A 21,073-nucleotide genomic window follows, 5' to 3' on the forward strand; every position below is an offset into this window, starting at 1 on the left:
TCTACTCACCCGCCGCCTGCTCAGCCTGCCAGGCCGCATCATCGAGCATCCAGACCTGGGCCCAACTGACCTGGGCTACCGGCATGCCATCACCGAGAGTGCCATCGGGAAAGCTCCAGCCCATAATATTGCGCACACGCGGCTGCACAGCGACGGCGGCCGGTGTCGAGCCGGTCCAGGTATTGGGGACCTGTCCCGTCAACAGCATCATGATTTCTTCCACCGCCGCGTAACGCACATCAAAATCAGGCTCCAGGCGCAGGATTTCCAGATTTTCGTCAATCAACGGATGCGTAAAATTGGTGTAGTTCAGCGGCTGCATGTCGGGCGGACCAAAGTCGTTACTGAGGATGATATACGGATCCTGCTCGTTGCTCGTGCGCCAGCAACTGATCATGTAGTCACCACTGATCACACTCTGAATCTGTGTCGCCTGCTCAACCTGCCGCAACCGGACATCAACACCCACCGCAGCCCAGAACGCCTGATACATCTGTGCCAGGTCAATCAGACTTTGCTCAGGCAGGCACATCATCTCCACCGAGATGGGCTCGCCCGCACTCAACCCGTCGGAACGCTGCGGGTCATTGATATAGTCATCCAGCAGTTCTCGGGCGCGCGCCTGATCAGCCTGCGGCCAGGCTGCCGCGACACGGGGCGAATACCACACATTGTTTTCGTTAAAGTATTGCGTCTGGATCGGTGAAATACCGCGACCGCCCAGCACTTCCACCAACGCCTCGGGTTCAAGCGCCCAGGCCAGTGCCTGCCGCACGCGAGCATCATCCACAGGGGGTACCTGGGCATTAAAAATGGCGCTGCCACTGCTATTGCCCACCTGTTCATACAGATGAATATCTGACAATCCACGAAGTCGTGCCACGATATGCTGTCTGAGCGTCTGGATTACATCCATGTCATCAGAGATAAGACTGGCAAGACGCGCATCTTCATCGGGCAAGGGCCGGAAGGTAATAGCATCAAGGTAAGGTAAGCCCTGCTGCCAGTAATTTTCATTGCGCTGCAGCTCCATGCGATCATCACGGCGCCATTCCACCAGTTCAAACGGGCCGGTACCGACCGGGTACAGTCCGGCCTCATCCCCCAGGCGCTGTACCGCTGTCGGTGATACCGGCCAGCCTACCGCACGGGTCAGCATGTCGGGAAACGGAACGATGCCTTTGCTCAGGTGATAGACAACCGTAAGATCATCAATGACTTCGACACTGTCTACGTCTCTTATAGAGCCAAATGTCACTGAACCCTGACGTTTGTGCAGATTGTCAAAATTCCATTTGATGGCAGCGGCATCCAACGGCGTGCCATCATGAAACTCAACACCGGGTCGCAGACGCAAAGTCCACTCATCAAAGGCATCATTGGGGGTCACAGATTCAGCCAGGAATGGCCGGAAGCGACCCTGGTGATCGAGCTTAACCAGTGGATCAAACAGGGCCATGGCAACCGTGAGCGCTGCCGGGGCAACATGATTGCCGCGACCCGGCAGCCAGTTATTGGTTTCACCCTCCAACGCCACGCGCAGATGGCCGCCATGTACCGGTGGGCCCGGATCCTCAGGTGGCTGATTGTCACCCACCAGCCGGGTTTCATCGGCCGGGGAGCAGGCAATGATCAGAGTCGCTAGCAGGGCAAGGGCAGGCTTGATAAACGTTGGCACGCAGTTCCCCGTCTTATTATTAAGTTGGCTAACAGAGCATCGCAGCCAAACTTAACAGTAAAACGGTTTCCGTGACAAGCGCGTCCGGCGCGTGAGTACGCTCAGTGCAGAGTCGCGTGCGGTGGACGGATAAGGCCGCCGGCAAAATCTGGATGCAAAAGGTCGGTTTGCTTGACCATGAGCAGATCATGCCGGACCAGTTTGTCGTACTCACCTACCGAAACCACATCAACTTCTTCCAGCAGGACGCACACGACATCCTCACCATCCATATCTACCACGACACAACGCTTAAAGCCGTCAACGGTATAAAGGGACGCGAAGCTACCGATATCACAGGCATGGGGGGGATAACGACCAACAGAATTGTTCAGCATGCCATAGGATGAGTATGCCGTGCCAAAGCCGGCTGCCGCCACCACATGAATGATCTCGATGATTTCCGGATCGGTCAGATCAACGCGCACCGATTCAGCAACCGGTGCCGTCTCGCCCTGCTGCTGGCAAGTCACCAATTTCAGGAACAGGTTCATGTCATCCTGATTCCATTCCAGCATTTCTTCGCGCTCGGAGCGCGTGCTGTCAGATGAAAAACTGACAACGCTGGTCTCGATTGTCAGGTCGTTGCGATCGTCTTCGGACTCGAAGGGCACAACCATGGACACCATACAGAAACCTTCGCTTGATTCTGCACTGAGGCGCCAGAGAAAAGGAATATTGCCGGAGAGTTCAACCATGTTGCGTAAGACCCACGAAAAAGCTGGTATTGATACGATAGCACTTGTGCCTGACATTCACCAGTGGAAATCGGGCGCGCGCTTTGCTGTCAAAGCACTACATGTGGGCACAGCAGTAACATTTCAAGACCCATAATGGGTCATCCATTCTCACTTCGTGCGGTAAATTGCACCACCTGTCGACTTGCCTGAAAAAAAACCGGAAAGACGGTTGACGACCTCTGGTTACTGTGGTGGTTTTTGGACTCAATGTTGTCCACAGAATCTGTGGATAAGTCTGGTGATAACTTGCGTAGAAAAGCCCAAAGCACTGGTAAAATGGTAGCTTGACTTAACTTGGTCAAAATTTGATCAATTATTTTTGTCTTATTATTCAATGTATTAACGAATTTATAGGTGTTAATTCCAAATTTTACAAACTTTGACACAATTGATTGACAGTGCTGACACCGATGTGCATAAAACCCGTTGCTTCTCACAGGCGACTGCAATTTATGCCGTTTTCCCTATGTTTTTTCAGGGTTTTTTTTAGCTATAATAAAGTCAATATTTGATCGCCCGAAATGGACTCACCCAGACCCATGAAACCAGCCCTGATCATTGTTACTGTTATTGCCTGCCTGAGCCTTGCAGGCATCTTCGCCCACAGCGTCTACCAGCGGAACATGGCGGTGCAGGAAAGCACTACCCTGGTCATGACGGTAACCACTGATATGCTGGTCAACTGGGACCCGCAAACTGTCCGCCGGCATGCCGACGACGCACTGCTTGCGCAGGAAAATGCCGAATCCATGCAGCGACGTTATACTCCCATGGGCCGACGGCTGGGTGCGCTGCAGGAAATCTACGACATTCGGTACCAGATCGACATGCCCGCCTGGTGGCAGGTAAACGGGCAGGTATCGGCAAGTTACACCATGAATGCCAGGTTCGAATCCGAAGTCGCAACGGTTCGCATCAGCCTGTTCCGGCAACAGGGTCGCTGGCTTATCAGTGCTTTCGACGTTCAGCCGCCCGCCATCGCATCGTGATGACACATGGCGCTCAGCCTAGCTGTCAGCGCGATCCGCGGTATCCCGGGCTTTATCGCTGTCCCTTTTCGCTTCTGCTCTGCCCTCGGCGGACTGCCCCTCGACACCCGGTTGTGTTGCCGGCAACAACCGACGCCACATCAACCCAAGGCCTTTGACAATCAACACCAGAAACAACGCTGCCAGCATCGCGGCCAGCAACACCAGCGCACTGCCAACCAGAAACCATAATAATTCGGCGCCAGGAATATTGTAGGACACCGCCAGCGCATAAATGGAGCCCAGCGCAATGACAAGGCCGCCGATCACTGCGCGGTTGCGACGGGAAATTCTGAATCGTGATTTACTCAAAACCAGGTCCTTTGGGCTTACCGCCCATATCGGTAAAGCTTGCTGTACACAAAGGGTACTGACTGCAGCCCCAGAACACACCGTTCTTGCCGCGCCGCTGCTTCAACAGATGACCACAACGCGGGCAGCGCCAGGCATCCGCCGGCTTGCCGTTGTCATCGGACAACGTCACTTTGCAACCCTTATTGTATCCTGTGCAGTACCAATAATCGCCCCGCGAAGCGTCAGCATCGTTTTTGGCTTCCGCACGAACCAGCGGCCGGGTGCAAACCGGGCAACGATAACGCTCGTCAGGTGTGTCTGACGGCTGCCCGTCCATATCGTAAAGCTTTTTGTCGCAGGCAGGGTAGGTCGTGCAGCCCCAGAAAGGCCCCATCTTGCCTATGATGCGGCGCATCGGGTTGCGGCACCGCGGGCAATAGTGAGTGCGCTGCGGAACGGAGCTTGTGGCGGCCCCTGTCGGCGTCTCAGCATTACGCTTGTCCGCCTTGCTGGCGTTGCCGTCTGATTCGCCCTGGCTGCCACTGTTGGCGGGCACAGGTTTGTCCGGTTCAATTCCATCAAACAGATCTGCACACATGCATGTCGCCTCGATGTCAGACCTGAGGGCTCAGGTCCTCGTCACGTTCCGTATTTGTTGCGATGTCTGATTACTGCCGTGCCTGCTCCAGCCTGGATTCCAGTTGCTGCAATAATTGGGTATTTTCATGTGCTGTGCCAACCGTGATCCTCAGTTTGTCACGCAGGCGCGGCTGGTCGAAGTAACGTATCAGGATGCCATCATCTTTCAATCCCTGATACAGCTGCTGTGCCAGCTTTTCACCGGCCCCTGGCATGGAGTCGGACCCGAGGGGCACCGTTATCAACAGGAAATTGCTTTCGCTGGGCAGAACCGCGAAACCCAGCCCAGTCAAAGCGGTACCCAGGCGAGCACGCTCGTCACGAACTTTTTGCCAGTTTACGGCTGCCTCGTCACGGGCGGCCAACGCCGCTGTAGCCAAATGTTGCGACAAGGCATCCGTATTGTAACTGTCGCGGGTTTTATACAGCATCGGCGCCAGCAGCGACGCCGAGCCGATGCCGTAAGCAAACCTGAGCCCGGCCAGCGAAAAACCTTTACTCATGGTCCGCAGGAACATGACATTGTCGAATTCATGAATCAAGGGCACCGCGTTGTAGTTCTGCGCCGGCTCGATAAAATCGACATAGGCCTCATCGATGACCAGCACACCCTTGAACTCGGCAGCGATTTCACGCAAGCGCGAAACCGGCAGCAATTGTCCGGTCGGCGCATGAGGGTTGACAACAAATGCCAGCTTGGCGTCCACAGCGTTCAACTGAGCCGCAAAATCCTGCGGCAGGGACCAGTCGTCATTGAGGTTGACGCGACTGACACGGCACCCTTGCACGGCTGCCAGTACCGGGTATAAAGAGTAACTCGGTTCGGCCATCCCCAGCGTCTGCCCGGCATCCACAAAGGTGGTGATGGCCAGGCGCAGCAGCTCATCGCCGCCATTGGTTGCCATGATGTTATCCCGCGCCACACCGTGAGCTGCAGCTGCGACATCGCGGAAACCATCGGCAAATGGTTGTGGGTAGCGACGCAGCTCTTCCACACGCAATTGCTTCAGGGCGTCCGCGACCGACGCTGTTGCCGGGTATGGATTTTCATTGGTGTTAAGTTTGATTACCTGCTTTTGTGCAGGTTGCTCGCCCCAGGTGTAACCTGCCATATCTCGGATATTTGCTCTTTCGTATGTCATACCGGGTGCTACCTGTTGTCGGTTTGTTCTGAGTGTCATGTAGGTGGGGGAATGGCGGATCAGGGAACATAGGTCAACGTGCGGTTGTTCCAGCCTTGTCGCCAGCGCTCTTCACCCCGCTCTGCCGGCGCGTTTTCAATCCGTCGCGCCAGCACCTGTCGCGCCGCTGCCGCGAACTGCTCCAGCACAGTGCCGGATCGGGGGTTGTCCAGCATGGTTTCCAGTACCTGCAGCAAGCCCCAACCCTCACCCTGATAACGTTCGCTGACTGACGTACCTTCGCCCTTGAAGTTAACATAGTCGATCAGCGCGTACATACCATGGGGCACCTCGCTGTCAGCAACGCGATAGAACTCGGCCGCAATGGCATCGGGACGCTCGCTGGCTGCCATCAGCGCTGGCAGACTACGCTCCAGACGTCGGACAATATATCCGGCCTGAATACCCCGCGTCTCATTCAGAAAATTACGCAGGGACTGCATTCGGGGGCTGTCAATATCAGCAAGGAACACATCCCGGTCTGGCCAGGGCGATGCCCACCCGGGCAATCCGGCTATCCAGTCAGGCAAATTGACGCCACGTGCCACATAATAGCCAAGCAGGTCAGGAAAGCTCTCGACAAAACGCTCCTGCTGTCCCTGCCGGTACCAGATAAAGTGGCCGATGCCCAATGACGGAAAGTCCTCGCCTACATTCCAGCTGGTCAGGCATGACACCTGCCGGTTACACTCATTCTGAAATATTTGATCAGCAATCCAGTCGGCCTGTGACGGTTCCAGCGGGGGCAACTTTTCATCACCCCGGGCGACGGCAGACAAAAGCAACAGCGCCAGTAGCGCTACCAGACTAACCGGGATTCTGTAGAACCTGTCCCACATGGATCTTTCCTTCACCAGTCACACGTTCAATCAAGTTGGCAGGAGAATATCAGGGCATCCTCCCGAAAGGCGCTGCCAGCCTCACTGGGATAGTAGTGCCTGCGCTCGCCAACCTGCACAAACCCCATTGAGTAGTACAGTGCCCGTGCCGCCTCATTCGACGGCCGGACTTCCAGAAAACAGGCGGTCGCCCCCAGCTTGCGGGCTTCAGCCAGCAAATGTTGCAACATGCGACGACCATATGCATTGCGACGGGAGCCGGGGTGTACACATAACGTCAAAATATGACTTTCACCGACGGCCGCGCTGAGCACGCCGTGCGCGAGGATACGATCACGGGTCGCCAGCACCCAGCATTCATACCCCGCCCGTAAACAATCCAGGAATATGCGTTTACTCCAGGGATTCGGATAGGAGACCTCTTCGTTGTGTACCACAAAGTCGAGATCACTGGGCCGCATTCGACGGCATATCACCTGGCTTGGGTCAGTAATTGTCTGAAACATTGAATCTGAAATCTTGTCCTGTGCAAATGGTTACTCGGCGCCACGATTCAGGCGATCCCGCAAGGTCTGCATGGCCTGCCAGGCGGAACGTTTGAGCTCACCGTTGGCCTCCATGGCATGCAGTGAATGCGTGCGCAGCATGGTAAAACCGAATTGCCGGTGCACAGACAGTTTGCCGTCATGGTCTTCCCCGCTGCCGGCGACATCGCTATACAGAAATGGCGGCGTTTGGTCAGCCAGAATCAACACCATGGCCGACGGCTGCTCACGTAGACGCCGGGCAACAAATCCGTCAACTGCCTGTCGGGCGGCCTGCTGTCCGGTGGGCAGGCCCAGATCTCCGGAAAAAGGCCAGTGAAACGTGTGTTCGTGCCAATCTGTGCTCTGCGCCTGCGGCATCAACGCCAGCAGGATTCGCTGCAACATTTGTCTGCAGGGGCCGCTCAGTCGATCGGCACCTGCAGGCAACATGGCCAGTACGGATAGCCGCTTGTCCACGTTAAACCAGCTAAAGGCAAATTCCAATGCCGGCTCGTCCGTCAATGCCGGCGCCTCTGCCGCTGCTGGCGACTGAGTCGACGTCGGCGTCTGCGCCACAGACGGTGCGTTATCAACAGGCGCAGCAGGCTTACGGGCCTCCGGGGCGGTGTCGGGGGCCGGAGCCTGACGCAGAGCGGCCCGCAATGATGCCGGTATCTGGTCTCCGGCTGCGGCCGGCGCCGCGACGGCCGCCTGTGCCCCCGCTGCCTCAGTCACAGTCTCCGGCTGAGGTTCAATGCCCGTCACCCAGTCGATATCGTGCGAAGTACCTGCCCCGGGCAGCGCTGTCCGCGGAAACCAGCTCTGAATGCCTATTTCCCGCAACAATGTCTGTCTGCGATTCTCTGTTGCCATCAATGGCCCCATCTGTGACTTTCGAATTCGATTATCCGTCAGTCTGGCATTATAAAGCAGAGGAGCACCTGTGCACCAAAGCTATCTTGCTGTGCCGCCACAAACAATTGTACGGTCGCCGCAAACATGTTTGAATCTAAGGTTTTACAGACAAGGTATGCTCCTATGAAAGCGTTGCTGTGCAAATCCTATGGCCCTCCCGAAAATCTGTCGCTGGAAGAGGTTGTTGACCTGGAACCGCTGCCGGGCGAAGTCATTGTTGATGTGTATGCGGCATCACTGAATTTTCCGGACACCCTGCAGATTCAGGGCAAATACCAGTTCCAGCCGCCGATGCCATTCTCGCCGGGTTCGGAAGTGGGCGGCGTGATCTCTGCTGTCGGCAATGAAGTAACCGGGTTTTCGGTTGGCGACCGGGTCATGGCGACCCCCTCAATCGGTGGCATGGCCGAGCAGGTCAAGGTACAACCATCAGGCTTGCGCAAGATACCTGACAGCATGGATTTCAAGACGGCTGCGGGTTTTGCCATGGTATACACCACGTCCTATCACGCCCTCAAACAGCGCGCGCAACTGCAGCCCGGCGAAACCTTGTTGGTGCTGGGCGCCAGTGGTGGTGTCGGCATGGCCGCTGTCGAACTGGGCAAACTGATGGGAGCACGGGTCATCGCAGCAGCCAGCAGCGATGAAAAGCTGGAATTTGTCAACCAGGCCGGGCCGGATGAACTGCTGAACTACGGTGACGGGGAGCTGAAAGAGAAAGTCAAAGCCCTCACCGACGGCAAGGGCGCCGACGTCATTTACGACCCGGTCGGCGGTGATCTGTTCGATCAGGCCACCCGCTGCATCAACTGGAACGGCCGCCTGCTGGTGGTCGGTTTCACCAGTGGCCGCATCCCGTCCTACCCGGCCAACCTGGCACTGCTCAAAGGCAGCTCGATGATGGGGGTATTCCTGGGTCGTTTCCGCAAGGAAGAGCCGGAAGCCTATGAGCAGAATTTCCGTGAACTGTTCGATATGTACACAGCGGGCAAGATCAAACCCATCGTCACCAAGTCCTTTGCCTTCGAGGACTACGTTGCCGCGTTCAACGTGTTCCGTGAGCGCAAAGTCATGGGCAAGGTCACCTTCGAGATCCGCTCGGAGTAACAAGGCCTGCAACATTTCTTTAGAAGGGTACTCGAGATTTGAATCGGGTCGCCCTCCGGGTGGCGGGTGGCGGCTTTCGTAGACGCCCGGGAACCCATCTGACCGCCATGGATGGCGGGAATGGCGGTTTTGCAGGAGCAAAAACCGGCCCTGGGGGCTCGGATGCGACCGTCCAAGGGTCGCATACGCTACTCAAGTCGCCACCCACCACCCGGAGGGCTCGTGCCAACCCTCAGCAGCCGACATCCTCCAAACTGAATTGATTGAACTTACTTTGAATCTGGCACAAGTCAGTCGGGGCTGGGTAACTTATGGAGGAGCGTTGACAACCCTTGGATGGTTGTCACCGAGCCCCCCATGGATGGGTTCACGGGCGTCTCCGCAATAAGTTACCCAACCCCGGCTGACGACCAGAACGAAGCCAACTTGAGCACCAAACAACCGAACGGTTGCACACCTGTGCAGCAATGATGCGGCCTGCCGACCGATCGGCAGGACAACCGCTCTTGATTCCCCTCCCCGCCTCCGTATAATGCTGCTCTTTCGTTTTCAGCATTCCGGCGACAAAAACATATGCTCACAGCACAACAAATCGAACAAGACCTGGCAACACTGAAAGACATCGTCATCAAAATGCGGGATCCCGCCGGACCACTCGGTGTCAAGACTGTCACCATCGACGGTATCGAACAGACCGTTTTCGCCAATATCCCACAGAACCTGCGCGAGATTTACCGGCTCGGCCTCAACGCCGCCGACAAAGACTTCCTGGTGTACGAAAACGAACGCTATACCTTTGCCCGGACCCTCGATATTGCGGAAAACATCGCCCAGGCCCTGATTAACCAGTACGGCATCCGCAAAGGCGACCGCGTCGCCGTGTGTTCACGCAACTACCCCGAATGGTGCATGGCTTACATGGCAGTGACCATAATCGGTGGCATTGTGGTGCCGATGAACTCATGGTGGCAAAGCAGTGAACTCGTCTATGGCCTCAAGGACAGCGGCGCCAGAGTGTTGTTTGCCGATCAGGAGCGCATCAACCAACTGCAACCGGTTCTGGATGATATCGAGGTCAGGATTATTGCCATCAAGCCCGATGCCGGGACAACTGCTTTTCCGGAGTTCTACGCGCTGGCAGAAACAGCAGCGAACGGGCCTCAGCAGGACCTCAACGCTATCGATCTGGCACCGGAGGACGACGCCTCCATCATGTACACCTCCGGCTCCACCGGCACCCCCAAAGGGGTTTTATCCACCCACCGCAATATAGTCAACGCGCTGTATAGCTGGATTTTTGGCAAAGAAGCTACTGACAAGCTGCGCCCGGAACTGGTGGAAGAAAACCCCGAGTTTGACCCTGGCATCCTGTCCAATGTACCTCTATTCCATGTCACCGGCTGTCATGCCCAGTTCCTGGTCAGCTTCGTCTACCTGCGCAAATTTGTCATGATGTACAAATGGAATGCCGAAAAAGCCCTGGAATTGATCGAGTCCGAACGACTCTCCGTCCTGCACGGCGTGCCCACCATGACCTGGGAAGTAATGCATTCGCCCATGTTCGAAAAAACCGACCTGAGCAGCTTGCGAACCGTGCAGAGTGGCGGCGCGTCGCGACCGCCAGGTCATCTGACCATGATGCAGAAAAAATTCGATAGCGTCGTACAGCCCGGTCTGGGTTACGGCCTGACGGAAACCAATGCAATCGGCGCCACCATCACCGGCGCCTTTTATCTGGCCAAACCGGAAAGCACCGGTCGGCCAACTCAACCCGTCACCCAGATCCGGATCGAAGATCCCGATGGCAACGTGCTGGAGAATGGCCTGGCAGGTGAAATCTGCATCAAGGGCGCAACAGTCATGAAAGCCTACTGGCAGCGGCCGCAGGAAACCGCAGAGGTCATCAAGGATGGCTGGTTCCACACCGGCGACATTGGCCTGCTGGACGAGCACGGATTTCTCATCATCAAGGATCGCGCCAAGGATATCGTTATCCGGGGCGGTGAAAATGTTGCCTGTGCCGAAGTTGAATACGCCCTTTCCGAGCACCCGGATGTATTTGAAGCGGCCGTGTATGGATTGCCGGACGAGCGTCTGGGTGAAATCGTCGGTGCCACTGTCATGGTCAGACCCGGTGCTACCCTGAGCGACGCTGACCTGCAAAGCTTCCTGCGCGAACACATTGCTCACTACAAGGTACCCAGCCACATCTGGTTTGAAACCGAACAACTGGAGCGTATCGCCTCCGGCAAAATTGCCAAGAAAATCCTGCGCGAACAGGCTATCCAACGCTTGCACGGGGCCTGATCCAGGTCCCGGTGCCAAAGCAGTGAACACCCGATTCCCGCCTCTGTGTGACCCCCGCCACATGGCTTGAAAAAAAATTTTTAAAGCTATTGCATTCTGCGAGTTTATAACCATAATCCGCTTCGTGAAGGCCGGTCCGGTCAAATCGCTCCACAAAGGCAGTTTGACAGGCTTAAAACCTGCTTCATGCAATCTGATATCCCGCCGATAACCAGATTGCTGGATGGTGACTGATGCTGTAATCCATCGCGGTCACCTGCTCATAAAGATTCCGCAACCGGGGTTTACGAGAGAGGTTTCACATGAAAAGTCATTCGTGGGACGAATTAAACGACAGTGCCAAAGATTTTTTCGATTCCGGCGCTTTTTTGCCGGATGCCGAGTTTGACGAAGAGCCCCAGGACAAGCACGGCCAGCGCCGACGCCTGACCGAAATGCGGCGCCGGACCGAAGAGCGACTGGACTGGAAGCGCATGTACGGCGACCTGCAGTTCGACGAAATGGAAGACAGGCGTTTTTCGGGCGACAGCTTCAGCGCCGATTTCACTGACGATGCTGACGACCTGATCGACGATTGAGCACTGATTCAGTGACAAGAGGGCGTCACCTGGCGTCCTCGCACACGATGCTTTCAAAAGCTGGAAAAGTATGACTTATTGCGTAGCTATTGCGGTAGATGCAGGCCTGGTGTTCTGCTCTGATTCACGCACGAACGCCGGCATCGACCGGGTCAGCACCTACAGCAAAATGTATCGTTTTGGTGTCGATGGCCAACGGCAGTTTGTCATTTTATCCTCGGGTAATCTCGGCACCACACAGGCCACCATCAGTCGCGTCAAACGCGACATCAAAGAGCGCGCGATTCAAAGCCTGCTTACGGTGGAAAGCATCAGCGAAGCCGCCGACTACCTGGGCAGCATCAGCCGTGCCGAGCAGGAGAAGCACGATGCTCACGGCACCGGCTTTGAGGCCAGTTTCGTGATCGGTGGGCAGATTGCAGGCAAAAAGCATCGCATCATGATGGTGTACCCTGAAGGCAATCACATCACGAGCTCACACGACACGCCTTACCTGCAGGTCGGCGAAAGCAAATATGGCAAGCCCATCCTGGACCGCATCCTGACCCGTGACCTGAATCTGGACACTTGCGCATTGTGCGCCCTGGTGTCCATGGATTCGACCATGCGCAGTAATTTGAGCGTGGGACCACCCATAGAGATGCTGGTGTACCGTACAGACACACTGGCACTCGATACGCCGTTGCGTTTCGATGAGGACAGTGAGTTCCTGCGTGAGGTCAAACGCAGTTGGGATCAGCGCCTGAAAGAAGCCTTCCGGCAAATGCCGCCGTTTGCCTGGGCCGCCGCCTGGGACAAAAATCCCGGCCGCGCGGTCAACAACGACGACCTGGATTAAATAGTCACACCCAACCCTTCAAGGTGAGCCTGACGGCTCGCGGCTGCAGAAGATACCGTATTCTTTTGGCGACGCCTGCCGTGACTGGGTGTCACCTTCAGGGGACGCCGTGAATCCGTCCCTGGAGGCTCTTATGCGGCTTCCCTGCCGCATAAGCCCCTTCAGTTGCCACCCAGCCCCGACAGGCTCGTACAGACGTCTCGTGCATTGGCTTCGATCCAGGCCGTGGATGTGGAGGGGGTTGTGAGCGAGGGTGTACCCGAGGAACCTCCCCCTCTGCAGCCGCGAGCCGTCAGGCTCTGACAACTTCCCTAAAAAGGCTGGCTGTGTTTGTTTAATCGAGAAGGTGCCACCGGCGTACCTGAACGAATACAGCGGTCACAACTCCCGTATCGCCGGGCTGGCGATGCACTCAACGGGCTTCTTTCAAACGCGCGATGCGCTCAGTGAGTGGCGGATGCGTCATGAACAGCTTGGAGAACGTATCCCGCGCCTTGTTATTGATACCAAATGCCACCAGCTCATCCGGTAAATGATTAGGCTGCCCCGCCTGAAGACGCTCAAGTGCAGCGATCATGTTCTGCCGCCCGGCCAACGCCGCACCACCGGCATCTGCCCGGTACTCGCGCTGCCGGCTGAACCACATCACAATGGTAGACGCCAGGATGCCCAGCACCAGCTGTGCAATGATCGAGGTAATCCAGAACGCCGGCCCGTGTCCCTGTTCCGTTTTGAACACCACCCGATCGACAACATGGCCAATCACCCGCGACAGGAATATGACAAAAGTATTCACCACCCCCTGAATCAGCGCAAGCGTCACCATGTCACCGTTGGCAACGTGACTGATCTCATGCGCCAGCACCGCTTCCGCTTCCTGTTTTGTCATCTTGCTGAGCAAACCGGAACTCACCGCAACCATTGAACTGTTCCTGGTTGCACCGGTGGCGAACGCGTTGACATCAGGGGACGGGAAAATGGCAACTTCCGGCATGGCAATACCAGCACGCTTGGCCTGATCTGCCACTGTGGTCAGCAACCACTGTTCAGTGGCATTGCCAGGCTGGGAAATGACCTTGGCACCGGTGGATCGTTTGGCAATCCACTTTGACATCGCCAGCGAGATAAACGAACCACCAAACCCGATCACTGCAGAAAACACCAACAATGCATTCAGGTCCAGCCCACTGCCACTCTCGTCCAGAATGCGCTCGACACCCAACAGACGCAAAACCAGGCTCAACACCAGCACAATGGCCAGGTTTGTTACCAGAAACAGCGCAATCCGCTTCATATGAATTTCCTCAATCTACTACCGTATCAATAACTTTATCGTACAACGGGGCAACCTTGGGCAAATCCTTGAACAGGGAGTGAAAGTGTTTTTGCACCCGCGCCATGTTGATCACAGAAATACCGCTAGCAAACCCGAACCATACATAAAGACCGTTCAAATCTCGAAACATCGCAGGGATATAATGGGGGCCAGCAATGGTTCCTTCAAGGTAGTGCTGGTAAAGGGTCGGAATATCGTCCAGCGTCACCTTGCCCACAAACAGCATAGGCAGAATTTCCGGCACGCCCGAATGAATGGCACTGCGAATAAAGTTAACATTCTCCACGAAGCCACGCAGATAAGACAGGTCTTTGGTGAAGACCGAGCCTCCACGTAACGTGCCGCCCCGAAACACCCGCTGGGTAATCTTGTAGGCATCCTTTTCCGGCATGCCACGCTCGCAAAAAAAGCGATAAACCTCAATAAAGTCGGCACCCTGCTCGGCCATATCAACGGCGACTACCCGGTCACTGACCTTGAGCGCGCGACGCGGATAGGAACTGAACGTCAGCGTTTCCATCAGCACCGCCAGGCCTTCCTGGCATGCCGTCACCCGTGGCGAACCGACACTGAGCCAGCTCGCCCATGGCTGTTTGCGCCCGTTGAGCGTCGTGCCAACGTGCACCCAGCCTTCATGCACTGCCAGCACCTGTAAATCAAACTCGGTGAACTCTGCATCCTGATTGATTTTGATATAGTCACCACCGGCGGCTGCATCAGACACAATACCGTCGCTGAGAATGACACGAATGTCTCCGGGCTGAAAATATTCGCCCAGGCGTTGCTGCAGAATGTCTACGGCGGCCGGTGCCGAAATGTGTTTCAGGTAAGGCCGTGCCAGATGTTCCGCGGCGGGCAGGGAGAATATCTCACACAGTTTTTCGCCCAACTGTCGAAGCGATTTGCGGTCGCCACGCAGATGGTCGCGGGCCGAGCCGTAAAGCTCGCGGCTGTAGCGGCCAAAATCGACCGTGCCACGTGTCCGCAGCAGCTCGATTACCAGCAGATACTGGTCAATGGTGTCGCACAGGATGCCTCCCAGGCCGTCTTTGCGTCCCAGTGTCCGCTGAACGTCACGACGCAGGCCCAGAAACCGGTCACGCAGGATATCCGGATCAAAATCCAGTTTGATGCGCTGGTAGTAGGCCAGATCCATATCCGGCATTTTTTGACCATTGCTGGCCAGAAACTGCGACTGTGCCGATGCCGGCCACTTGATCGCATCCAGAATCCGAATCGGACGCTGCAGTTCAATCAATTGGTCGGACAGGGTTTTGACACGCCGCTGATAGTCAGCAAGGCTCATTCGTTGTGGTCCGCCTCGCCATTGACCACGACGGCCTTGATATTAACAAACTCGTGAATGCCAAAACGGCCCAGCTCACGCCCGTAACCGGAAGCCTTGATACCGCCGAAGGGCATGCGGGGATCGGACTTCACAAAATCATTGACCGCACAGGCACCAGCCTGCAGACGTTCGGCAGCAATCTTGGCGCCGCGCCTGGTGTCCCGGGTAAATACCGCAGCCCCTAAACCAAACATGCTCTGATTGGCCAGTGTGATGGCCTCGTCATCACTGCGAGCCCTGATCACCGCAGCCACCGGCCCAAACAGTTCATCGTCAAACGCCGGCATACCAGGCCGCACCTCACCCAGCACCGTCGGCGAGTAGAAAGTCTTGTCGCGCTCGCCGCCGCACATCAGCACCGCACCCAGACGGATACTTTCAGTCACCTGAGCGGCCAGATCTTCACATAAATCCTCACGCGCCTGCGGGCCGACATCAGTCTCCTTCGCCAGCGGGTCGCCCACCACTTTCTTGTTCATGGCCTCGGTCATTTGTGCGGCGAACTCGCCGTAAAGTTTGGTATGGACGATAAAGCGCTTGGCGGCAATACAGCTCTGGCCATTATTCAACAGACGGCTGGTGACGCACTTTTCCACTGCCAATTTAACATCGGCATCCTCCAGTACCACGTAGGCATCACTCCCCCCCAACTCCAGCACCGTCTTTTTGAGCGCCTTGCCGGCGGTGGCGGCAATCTTGCGCCCGGCGTCGGTGCTACCGGTAAAGGTTACCGCTTTTACTACCGGATGTTCGATCAGGGCAGCCGCCCTGGAGCCAGGCACCAGCAAGGTGCGCAGCATATTCTCAGGCAGCCCGGCATCAAGCAGGAGTTTCTCTATCGCCAGCGCGCAACCGGGCACATTGGACGCATGTTTCAGCAGCGCCGCATTACCCGCCATCAAGGCTGGGGCAAGGAACCTGAACACCTGCCAGTATGGAAAATTCCACGGCATAATGGCCAGCACAACACCCAGCGGCTGATAGCACACAAAGCGCTCGACGCCATTGCTGTCCTCATCCGGCAGATATTCATCGACCAGCATGGCGGGGCCCTGCTCAGCGTAATACTCGCAAACCCAGGCACATTTCTCGACTTCGGCTTCGGCACTGACCAGGGTTTTGCCCATCTCCTCGGACGCAAGTTTAGCCAGCGCCCCCTGCTGCTTGCGTAGCTGCGCCGCCAGATCCCGCAAGGCATTCGCCCGGTCCTGCAGACTGGTCTGTTGCCAATGTTGCTGAGCTTTATCAACGCTATCGAGCACAGAATCGAGACGGGTCAGGTCAAACGCCTCATAACTTGCCAGCGTTTTGCCGGTGTACGGATTAACACTACTGATTTTACTCACAAATACCTCATATACCTGCTTTGCAAGTTGTCATTCCGAATCAACAACGTACAGCTTAATCGTGTGGCGCGAGCATCTGGCGCGGATCAACCTGGGTGTCGAATTCGTCACCCGTCATCAGTGACAGGGCCAATACGGCATCCCTCAGGCTAAGCTGATGTTCATCTGCATAGCGCGCAGCCTTGGCTGCTTTTTCATAACCTATCGCCGGGCTCAGCGCCGTCACCAGCATCAGTGAGCGCGACACATTGGTTTCCAGCTGCTCACGGTTGGCTTCCAGGCCACGCAGGCAATGCTGCTCGAAACTGAACATGGCATCCTTGAGCAATTCCATGGACTCCAGCACCGTGTGAATAATGACCGGCTTAAACACATTCAACTGAAAGTGTCCCTGGCTACCTGCCATCGCCACCGTGGTCTGATTGCCCATGACCCGGACACATACCATGGTCAATGCTTCGGCCTGCGTGGGATTAACCTTGCCAGGCATAATCGAACTGCCCGGCTCATTCGCCGGTACCTTTAGCTCCGCCAGTCCGCAGCGCGGTCCGCTGTTCATCAGACGGATGTCACTGGCCATCTTGAACAGGGCGGTGGCCAGGGTATTGAGCCGGCCATGCAAATCCACCAGCGCATCATGTCCGGCCAGTGCCATGAATTTGTTCTCTGCCGGCGTAAATGCAATGCCGCTGAGCTCGCTGATGCGCTCAACCACCGTTGCCGACCAGTCCGGGTGCGTATTTAATCCGGTACCTACAGCACTGCCCCCCAGGGCCAGCTGCTGTATGGACGGCAAGCAAGCCAGCAACTGATCACGCGCGAATACCAACTGCGCACTGAACGCAGAAAACTCCTGCCCCAGCGTCATCGGCGTGGCGTCCATCAGGTGGGTGCGGCCACTTTTCAGGATATCGGCAAAACCATGCACCTTGTCATCGATGCCGTCTACAAGAACATCCAGCACCTCCAGTAGCTCTCGCACTGACTGGGCAGTCACCACATGCATGGTCGTGGGAAAAACATCATTGGACGATTGCGACATATTGACGTGATCGTTGGGATGCAAAGGCTGGTAGGTGCCGCGTGCGTTTCCTGCCAATTCATTGCCACGGTTGGCAATAACCTCATTCAGATTCATGTTGGTCTGCGTACCACTACCGGTCTGCCACACCGACAAAGGAAACTGGTCGTCATGGCGCCCTTTGACGATTTCGTCGCACACGGCAGCAATCAATTCAGCGTGTTTAGCCGGTAGTTTACCCAGTGCATGATTGGCCTGCGCTGAGGCTTTTTTTACCAACGCAAACGCGTGAATGAAATCAATCGAAAATCGATCCCGGCCAATTTTGAAGTTGTGCAGGGAGCGTTGAGTTTGTGCCCCCCAGAGGACATCATCTGCCAGCTCAACGGCACCCAGGCTGTCATGCTCGGTTCTCATATCACTCCCCGGTTCAGGACATCAACTTTTCAGCAACAAACGGCATGATGCCGCCGCTGTTGTAGTAGTGCACCTCTTCTGCTGTGTCCAGTCGGCACAACAGATCTACCCGCTCTTCAGTTCCATCGTTGCGGGTCACCACCATGGTGACAGTCATACCGGTAGAAATGGTGTCAAGACCCTCCAGGGCGATGGTTTCGCTGCCATCAATCTTCAGGCTTTTGCGATTCACTGATTCGGGGAACTGCAACGGCAACACGCCCATGCCAGCGAGGTTGGAACGGTGAATGCGTTCGAAACTTTCCGCCACCACTGCGCGCACGCCCAGCAAGCGTGTACCCTTCGCAGCCCAGTCGCGACTGGATCCGGTGCCATATTCCTTGCCGGCAATCACCACCAACGGAATCTTGCGCTGCTGGTAAATCATCGCAGCATCATAAATGCTCGTTTGCTCCTCATCAGGCATCAGGCGGGTGACGCCGCCCTCCACGCCGTCGAGCATTTCATTGCGAATACGGACGTTGGCGAAAGTACCGCGCATCATGACTTCATGATTGCCGCGGCGCGAACCATAGGAATTGAAGTCTTCCTGCTTGATACCCTTTTCCAGCAGGTATTTGCCTGCGGGTGTGTTACGACCAATCGCGCCTGCTGGAGATATATGGTCCGTGGTGACCGAGTCGCCCAACAAAGCCAGAATGCTGGCACCTTTGATATTGCCGGGTTCCGGCAACAGGTCGGCGGAGAAAAATGGCGGATTCTGAATATAGGTCGAATCGTCATTCCACTGATAGGTAGCACCTTCTGCAGTGGGCATCGCATTCCATTCTGCATTACCGCTGAATACATCGGCATAGTCTTTCGCGAACATGTCGCGACTCACTGTAGCCACGGCGTCGGCGATGGTTTTGGTGTCTGGCCAGATGTCACGCAGATAGATGTCTTTGCCATCCTTGTCAGTACCCAGTGGCTGAGTACTCAGATCAATATCGGTGGTGCCGGCCAGCGCATAGGCAACGACCAGGGGCGGAGACGCCAGCCAATTGGCCCGGACGCGCGGATGAATCCGGCCTTCGAAATTACGGTTGCCGGACAGCACCGAAGACACCGTCAATTTACCCTTGTCGACAGCCTCCTCAATCGCCGGCGGTAATGGCCCGGAGTTGCCGATGCACGTGGTGCAGCCATAACCAACCAGGTTGAAGCCCAGGTCATCCAGCGAATCCTGTAAACCCGCTTTCTCAAGATAGTGCGTGACCACTTTGGATCCGGGCGCCAGTGAGGTTTTCACCCACGGCCGCACGGTGAGGCCCAGGGCCAGTGCATTTTTTGCCAGCAAACCCGCTGCCATCATGACAGCCGGGTTGGAGGTGTTGGTGCAGGAAGTGATGGCGGCGATGACGACAGCCCCATCACTGAGTGACCAGTCCTCGCCAGCCACCGGCACTGTTTTCTTCTCATCCGGAAACTGGGCACGTGTTGCCTCGCCCAGCTTGGGCAGAGGTACCCGGTCCTGCGGTCGGTGCGGACCCGCCAGGCAGGGCTCCACCGTCGCCAGGTCCAGCACTACTTCGCTGGTGTAGACAGCCGTCGGCTCGTTGCTGCGCCACAGCCCCTGCTCCTTGCTGTAGCGCTCGGTCAAATCTATTGTTTCCTGATCGCGGCCGGTCAACGCCAGGTAACGCAGAGTCTCGTCATCGACAGCAAAAAAGGTGGCAGTGGCACCGTATTCCGGAGACATATTGGCGATTGTGGCTCTGTCAGCCAGTGTCAGATCGTCCAGTCCTTCCCCGAAAAATTCGACGAACTTGCCGACCACACCGTGCTTGCGCAGCATTTCTGCCACCGTCAGTACCAGATCCGTTGCAGTGACACCTTCCTGCAGATGGCCATCCAGTCGCACGCCCACTACTTCAGGGATGCGCATTGTCAGTGGCTGCCCGAGCATCGCGGCCTCGGCTTCAATGCCGCCCACACCCCAGCCCAGCACCGCCAGACCATTAACCATGGTTGTGTGACTGTCTGTTCCCACCAGCGTGTCCGGGTAGGCCTGCCATTTGCCATCGCGCTCGCTCGACCACACACAACGTGACAGAAATTCAAGATTGACCTGATGACAGATACCGGTGCCAGGCGGCACCACACGGAAATTGTTGAACGCCTTCTGACCCCAGCGCAAAAACTCGTAGCGCTCACGATTGCGCTCCATCTCAATGCGAACGTTATCGGCATACGCACTGTCGCTGGCAAACTTGTCAACCATCACCGAGTGATCAATCACCAGATCCACCGGATTGACCGGATTGACCCGGTCAGGATCTCCGCCTTTGCTGGCCACAGCATCGCGCATGGCGGCCAGGTCAACAACGGCCGGCACCCCGGTAAAGTCCTGCATCAGCACCCGGGCTGGCATAAATGCCACTTCATGGTCCGAGGAGCGTGTCTGCGGCCAGGCAAGCAGGGTTTTAATATCGTTTTCGCTGGCAAAACCCTGATCTACATGACGCAGCAGGTTTTCAAGCAGTATTTTCAGTGTTACCGGCAATTGTTCCACGCTGCCGTAACCGGCCTCCGTCAATGCCGGCAGGCTGAAGTATTCAAACGTTTTCCCGCCTACGTCCAGCGTTCTGCGGGTATCTGCCATTGCCTGATCTGTACTCATGCGACTTCCTCCTTAAGATCCGAATGCGGTCCGTCTTACGTATCACGGACAAGGGGATTGTTCGCAGTATACCCCACAGACTGCGATCAGGCGAACCAGCGCTGACTGGTTTGCTGCATCGATCCACGTTAAACTGTACAGTTCATAGTTGACAAACCAATTGTCGATTCTACCAGCATGTTAGTGCTGCCCTGTGCCCGCAAAACACACAGTTAACACACAGTTAGAGTACT

At 56.2% G+C, this 21,073-nt stretch carries 18 protein-coding genes; 5 read left to right on the forward strand and 13 right to left on the reverse strand.

Annotated elements, in window-relative coordinates; genetic code table 11:
* Position 1: 1 nt before the first annotated feature.
* Both ENH71_RS03575 and ENH71_RS03580 read right to left on the reverse strand, forming a co-directional pair.
* Entirely contained in the window at positions 2-1,678 is a 1,677-nt protein-coding gene (locus ENH71_RS03575) for an ABC transporter substrate-binding protein (RefSeq protein ID WP_294133306.1), read from the reverse strand.
* Positions 1,679-1,779: 101 nt separating this feature from the next.
* A complete protein-coding gene (locus tag ENH71_RS03580; protein WP_294133309.1) occupies positions 1,780-2,415 on the reverse strand; it encodes a hypothetical protein in 636 nt (211 codons plus the stop codon).
* A 581-nt stretch (positions 2,416-2,996) separates the two neighbouring features.
* Between ENH71_RS03580 and ENH71_RS03585 the strand changes: the two genes are divergently transcribed.
* Complete coding sequence (locus ENH71_RS03585; protein WP_294133312.1) at positions 2,997-3,446, forward strand: hypothetical protein; 450 nt, start codon at positions 2,997-2,999, stop codon at positions 3,444-3,446.
* Positions 3,447-3,464: 18 nt separating this feature from the next.
* Here the strand turns inward: ENH71_RS03585 and ENH71_RS03590 are convergent, their stop codons facing one another.
* The 6 genes from ENH71_RS03590 to ENH71_RS03615 all read right to left on the reverse strand — a co-directional run bounded on the left by ENH71_RS03590 (position 3,465) and on the right by ENH71_RS03615 (position 7,838).
* On the reverse strand, positions 3,465-3,797 hold the full coding sequence (locus tag ENH71_RS03590) for a hypothetical protein (RefSeq protein WP_294133315.1): 333 nt from the start codon (positions 3,795-3,797) through the stop codon (positions 3,465-3,467).
* Entirely contained in the window at positions 3,790-4,377 is a 588-nt protein-coding gene (locus ENH71_RS03595) for a topoisomerase DNA-binding C4 zinc finger domain-containing protein (protein ID WP_294133318.1), read from the reverse strand. Before ENH71_RS03595 ends, ENH71_RS03590 begins: the two co-directional genes overlap by 8 nt.
* A 70-nt stretch (positions 4,378-4,447) precedes the next feature.
* Positions 4,448-5,560 (reverse strand): histidinol-phosphate transaminase, encoded by a 1,113-nt coding sequence (gene hisC / locus ENH71_RS03600; RefSeq protein ID WP_294133321.1) that lies wholly within the window; start codon positions 5,558-5,560, stop codon positions 4,448-4,450.
* Between the two features lie 59 nt (positions 5,561-5,619).
* Entirely contained in the window at positions 5,620-6,438 is an 819-nt protein-coding gene (locus ENH71_RS03605; RefSeq protein ID WP_294133324.1) for a hypothetical protein, read from the reverse strand.
* 26 nt (positions 6,439-6,464) lie between these two features.
* On the reverse strand, positions 6,465-6,899 hold the full coding sequence (rimI, locus tag ENH71_RS03610; RefSeq protein ID WP_294133326.1) for a ribosomal protein S18-alanine N-acetyltransferase: 435 nt from the start codon (positions 6,897-6,899) through the stop codon (positions 6,465-6,467).
* Between the two features lie 75 nt (positions 6,900-6,974).
* Positions 6,975-7,838 carry a superantigen-like protein SSL4 gene (locus tag ENH71_RS03615; protein WP_294133329.1) on the reverse strand — a complete coding sequence of 288 codons (864 nt, stop codon included), beginning with the start codon at positions 7,836-7,838 and terminating at the stop codon, positions 6,975-6,977.
* A gap of 165 nt (positions 7,839-8,003) precedes the next feature.
* Here ENH71_RS03615 and ENH71_RS03620 point away from each other — a divergent pair, with 165 nt between their 5' ends.
* The 4 genes from ENH71_RS03620 to ENH71_RS03635 all read left to right on the forward strand — a co-directional run bounded on the left by ENH71_RS03620 (position 8,004) and on the right by ENH71_RS03635 (position 12,710).
* Positions 8,004-8,987, forward strand: coding sequence for an NADPH:quinone oxidoreductase family protein (locus ENH71_RS03620; protein WP_294133332.1), 984 nt, complete (start codon positions 8,004-8,006; stop codon positions 8,985-8,987).
* A gap of 573 nt (positions 8,988-9,560) precedes the next feature.
* The gene (locus ENH71_RS03625) at positions 9,561-11,294 is read left to right on the forward strand and encodes a class I adenylate-forming enzyme family protein (RefSeq protein WP_294133334.1); all 1,734 of its coding nucleotides are present in this window, start codon (positions 9,561-9,563) and stop codon (positions 11,292-11,294) included.
* A gap of 302 nt (positions 11,295-11,596) precedes the next feature.
* Complete coding sequence (locus tag ENH71_RS03630) at positions 11,597-11,872, forward strand: hypothetical protein (protein ID WP_294133336.1); 276 nt, start codon at positions 11,597-11,599, stop codon at positions 11,870-11,872.
* A gap of 70 nt (positions 11,873-11,942) precedes the next feature.
* The gene (locus ENH71_RS03635) at positions 11,943-12,710 is read left to right on the forward strand and encodes a proteasome-type protease (RefSeq protein ID WP_294133338.1); all 768 of its coding nucleotides are present in this window, start codon (positions 11,943-11,945) and stop codon (positions 12,708-12,710) included.
* A gap of 412 nt (positions 12,711-13,122) precedes the next feature.
* Here the strand turns inward: ENH71_RS03635 and htpX are convergent, their stop codons facing one another.
* From htpX to acnA, 5 genes are read right to left on the reverse strand one after another with little or no spacing between them, the layout of a single operon-like run.
* Positions 13,123-14,004, reverse strand: a complete 882-nt coding sequence (htpX, locus tag ENH71_RS03640) for a protease HtpX (protein ID WP_294133341.1) — start codon at positions 14,002-14,004, stop codon at positions 13,123-13,125.
* Positions 14,005-14,014: 10 nt separating this feature from the next.
* Positions 14,015-15,352 (reverse strand): flavohemoglobin expression-modulating QEGLA motif protein, encoded by a 1,338-nt coding sequence (locus ENH71_RS03645; protein ID WP_294133343.1) that lies wholly within the window; start codon positions 15,350-15,352, stop codon positions 14,015-14,017.
* Positions 15,349-16,740, reverse strand: coding sequence for an NAD-dependent succinate-semialdehyde dehydrogenase (locus ENH71_RS03650; RefSeq protein ID WP_317622379.1), 1,392 nt, complete (start codon positions 16,738-16,740; stop codon positions 15,349-15,351). The genes ENH71_RS03645 and ENH71_RS03650 overlap by 4 nt, the downstream gene beginning before the upstream one ends.
* A gap of 55 nt (positions 16,741-16,795) precedes the next feature.
* Positions 16,796-18,178: a class II fumarate hydratase gene (gene fumC, locus ENH71_RS03655; protein ID WP_294133346.1), complete on the reverse strand. Its 1,383-nt coding sequence runs from the start codon at positions 18,176-18,178 to the stop codon at positions 16,796-16,798.
* A gap of 13 nt (positions 18,179-18,191) precedes the next feature.
* Positions 18,192-20,840 (reverse strand): aconitate hydratase AcnA, encoded by a 2,649-nt coding sequence (gene acnA / locus ENH71_RS03660; protein ID WP_294133349.1) that lies wholly within the window; start codon positions 20,838-20,840, stop codon positions 18,192-18,194.
* Between the last annotated feature and the right edge of the window lie 233 nt (positions 20,841-21,073).

Source organism: Pseudohongiella sp. (genome assembly GCF_011050365.1).
GTDB lineage: Bacteria > Pseudomonadota > Gammaproteobacteria > Pseudomonadales > Pseudohongiellaceae > Pseudohongiella.

What these genes read in the sequence shown, in the direction of transcription:
- ENH71_RS03580 (WP_294133309.1), bottom strand. Translation starts at nt 2,415, where the DNA reads ATGGTTGAACTCTCCGGCAATATTCCTTTTCTCTGGCGCCTCAGTGCA.
- ENH71_RS03585 (WP_294133312.1), top strand. Translation starts at nt 2,997, where the DNA reads ATGAAACCAGCCCTGATCATTGTTACTGTTATTGCCTGCCTGAGCCTT.
- ENH71_RS03595 (WP_294133318.1), bottom strand. Translation starts at nt 4,377, where the DNA reads ATGTGTGCAGATCTGTTTGATGGAATTGAACCGGACAAACCTGTGCCC.
- hisC (WP_294133321.1), bottom strand. Translation starts at nt 5,560, where the DNA reads ATGACATACGAAAGAGCAAATATCCGAGATATGGCAGGTTACACCTGG.
- ENH71_RS03605 (WP_294133324.1), bottom strand. Translation starts at nt 6,438, where the DNA reads ATGTGGGACAGGTTCTACAGAATCCCGGTTAGTCTGGTAGCGCTACTG.
- rimI (WP_294133326.1), bottom strand. Translation starts at nt 6,899, where the DNA reads ATGCGGCCCAGTGATCTCGACTTTGTGGTACACAACGAAGAGGTCTCC.
- ENH71_RS03615 (WP_294133329.1), bottom strand. Translation starts at nt 7,838, where the DNA reads ATGGCAACAGAGAATCGCAGACAGACATTGTTGCGGGAAATAGGCATT.
- ENH71_RS03620 (WP_294133332.1), top strand. Translation starts at nt 8,004, where the DNA reads ATGAAAGCGTTGCTGTGCAAATCCTATGGCCCTCCCGAAAATCTGTCG.
- ENH71_RS03625 (WP_294133334.1), top strand. Translation starts at nt 9,561, where the DNA reads ATGCTCACAGCACAACAAATCGAACAAGACCTGGCAACACTGAAAGAC.
- ENH71_RS03630 (WP_294133336.1), top strand. Translation starts at nt 11,597, where the DNA reads ATGAAAAGTCATTCGTGGGACGAATTAAACGACAGTGCCAAAGATTTT.
- ENH71_RS03635 (WP_294133338.1), top strand. Translation starts at nt 11,943, where the DNA reads ATGACTTATTGCGTAGCTATTGCGGTAGATGCAGGCCTGGTGTTCTGC.
- htpX (WP_294133341.1), bottom strand. Translation starts at nt 14,004, where the DNA reads ATGAAGCGGATTGCGCTGTTTCTGGTAACAAACCTGGCCATTGTGCTG.
- ENH71_RS03645 (WP_294133343.1), bottom strand. Translation starts at nt 15,352, where the DNA reads ATGAGCCTTGCTGACTATCAGCGGCGTGTCAAAACCCTGTCCGACCAA.
- fumC (WP_294133346.1), bottom strand. Translation starts at nt 18,178, where the DNA reads ATGAGAACCGAGCATGACAGCCTGGGTGCCGTTGAGCTGGCAGATGAT.
- acnA (WP_294133349.1), bottom strand. Translation starts at nt 20,840, where the DNA reads ATGAGTACAGATCAGGCAATGGCAGATACCCGCAGAACGCTGGACGTA.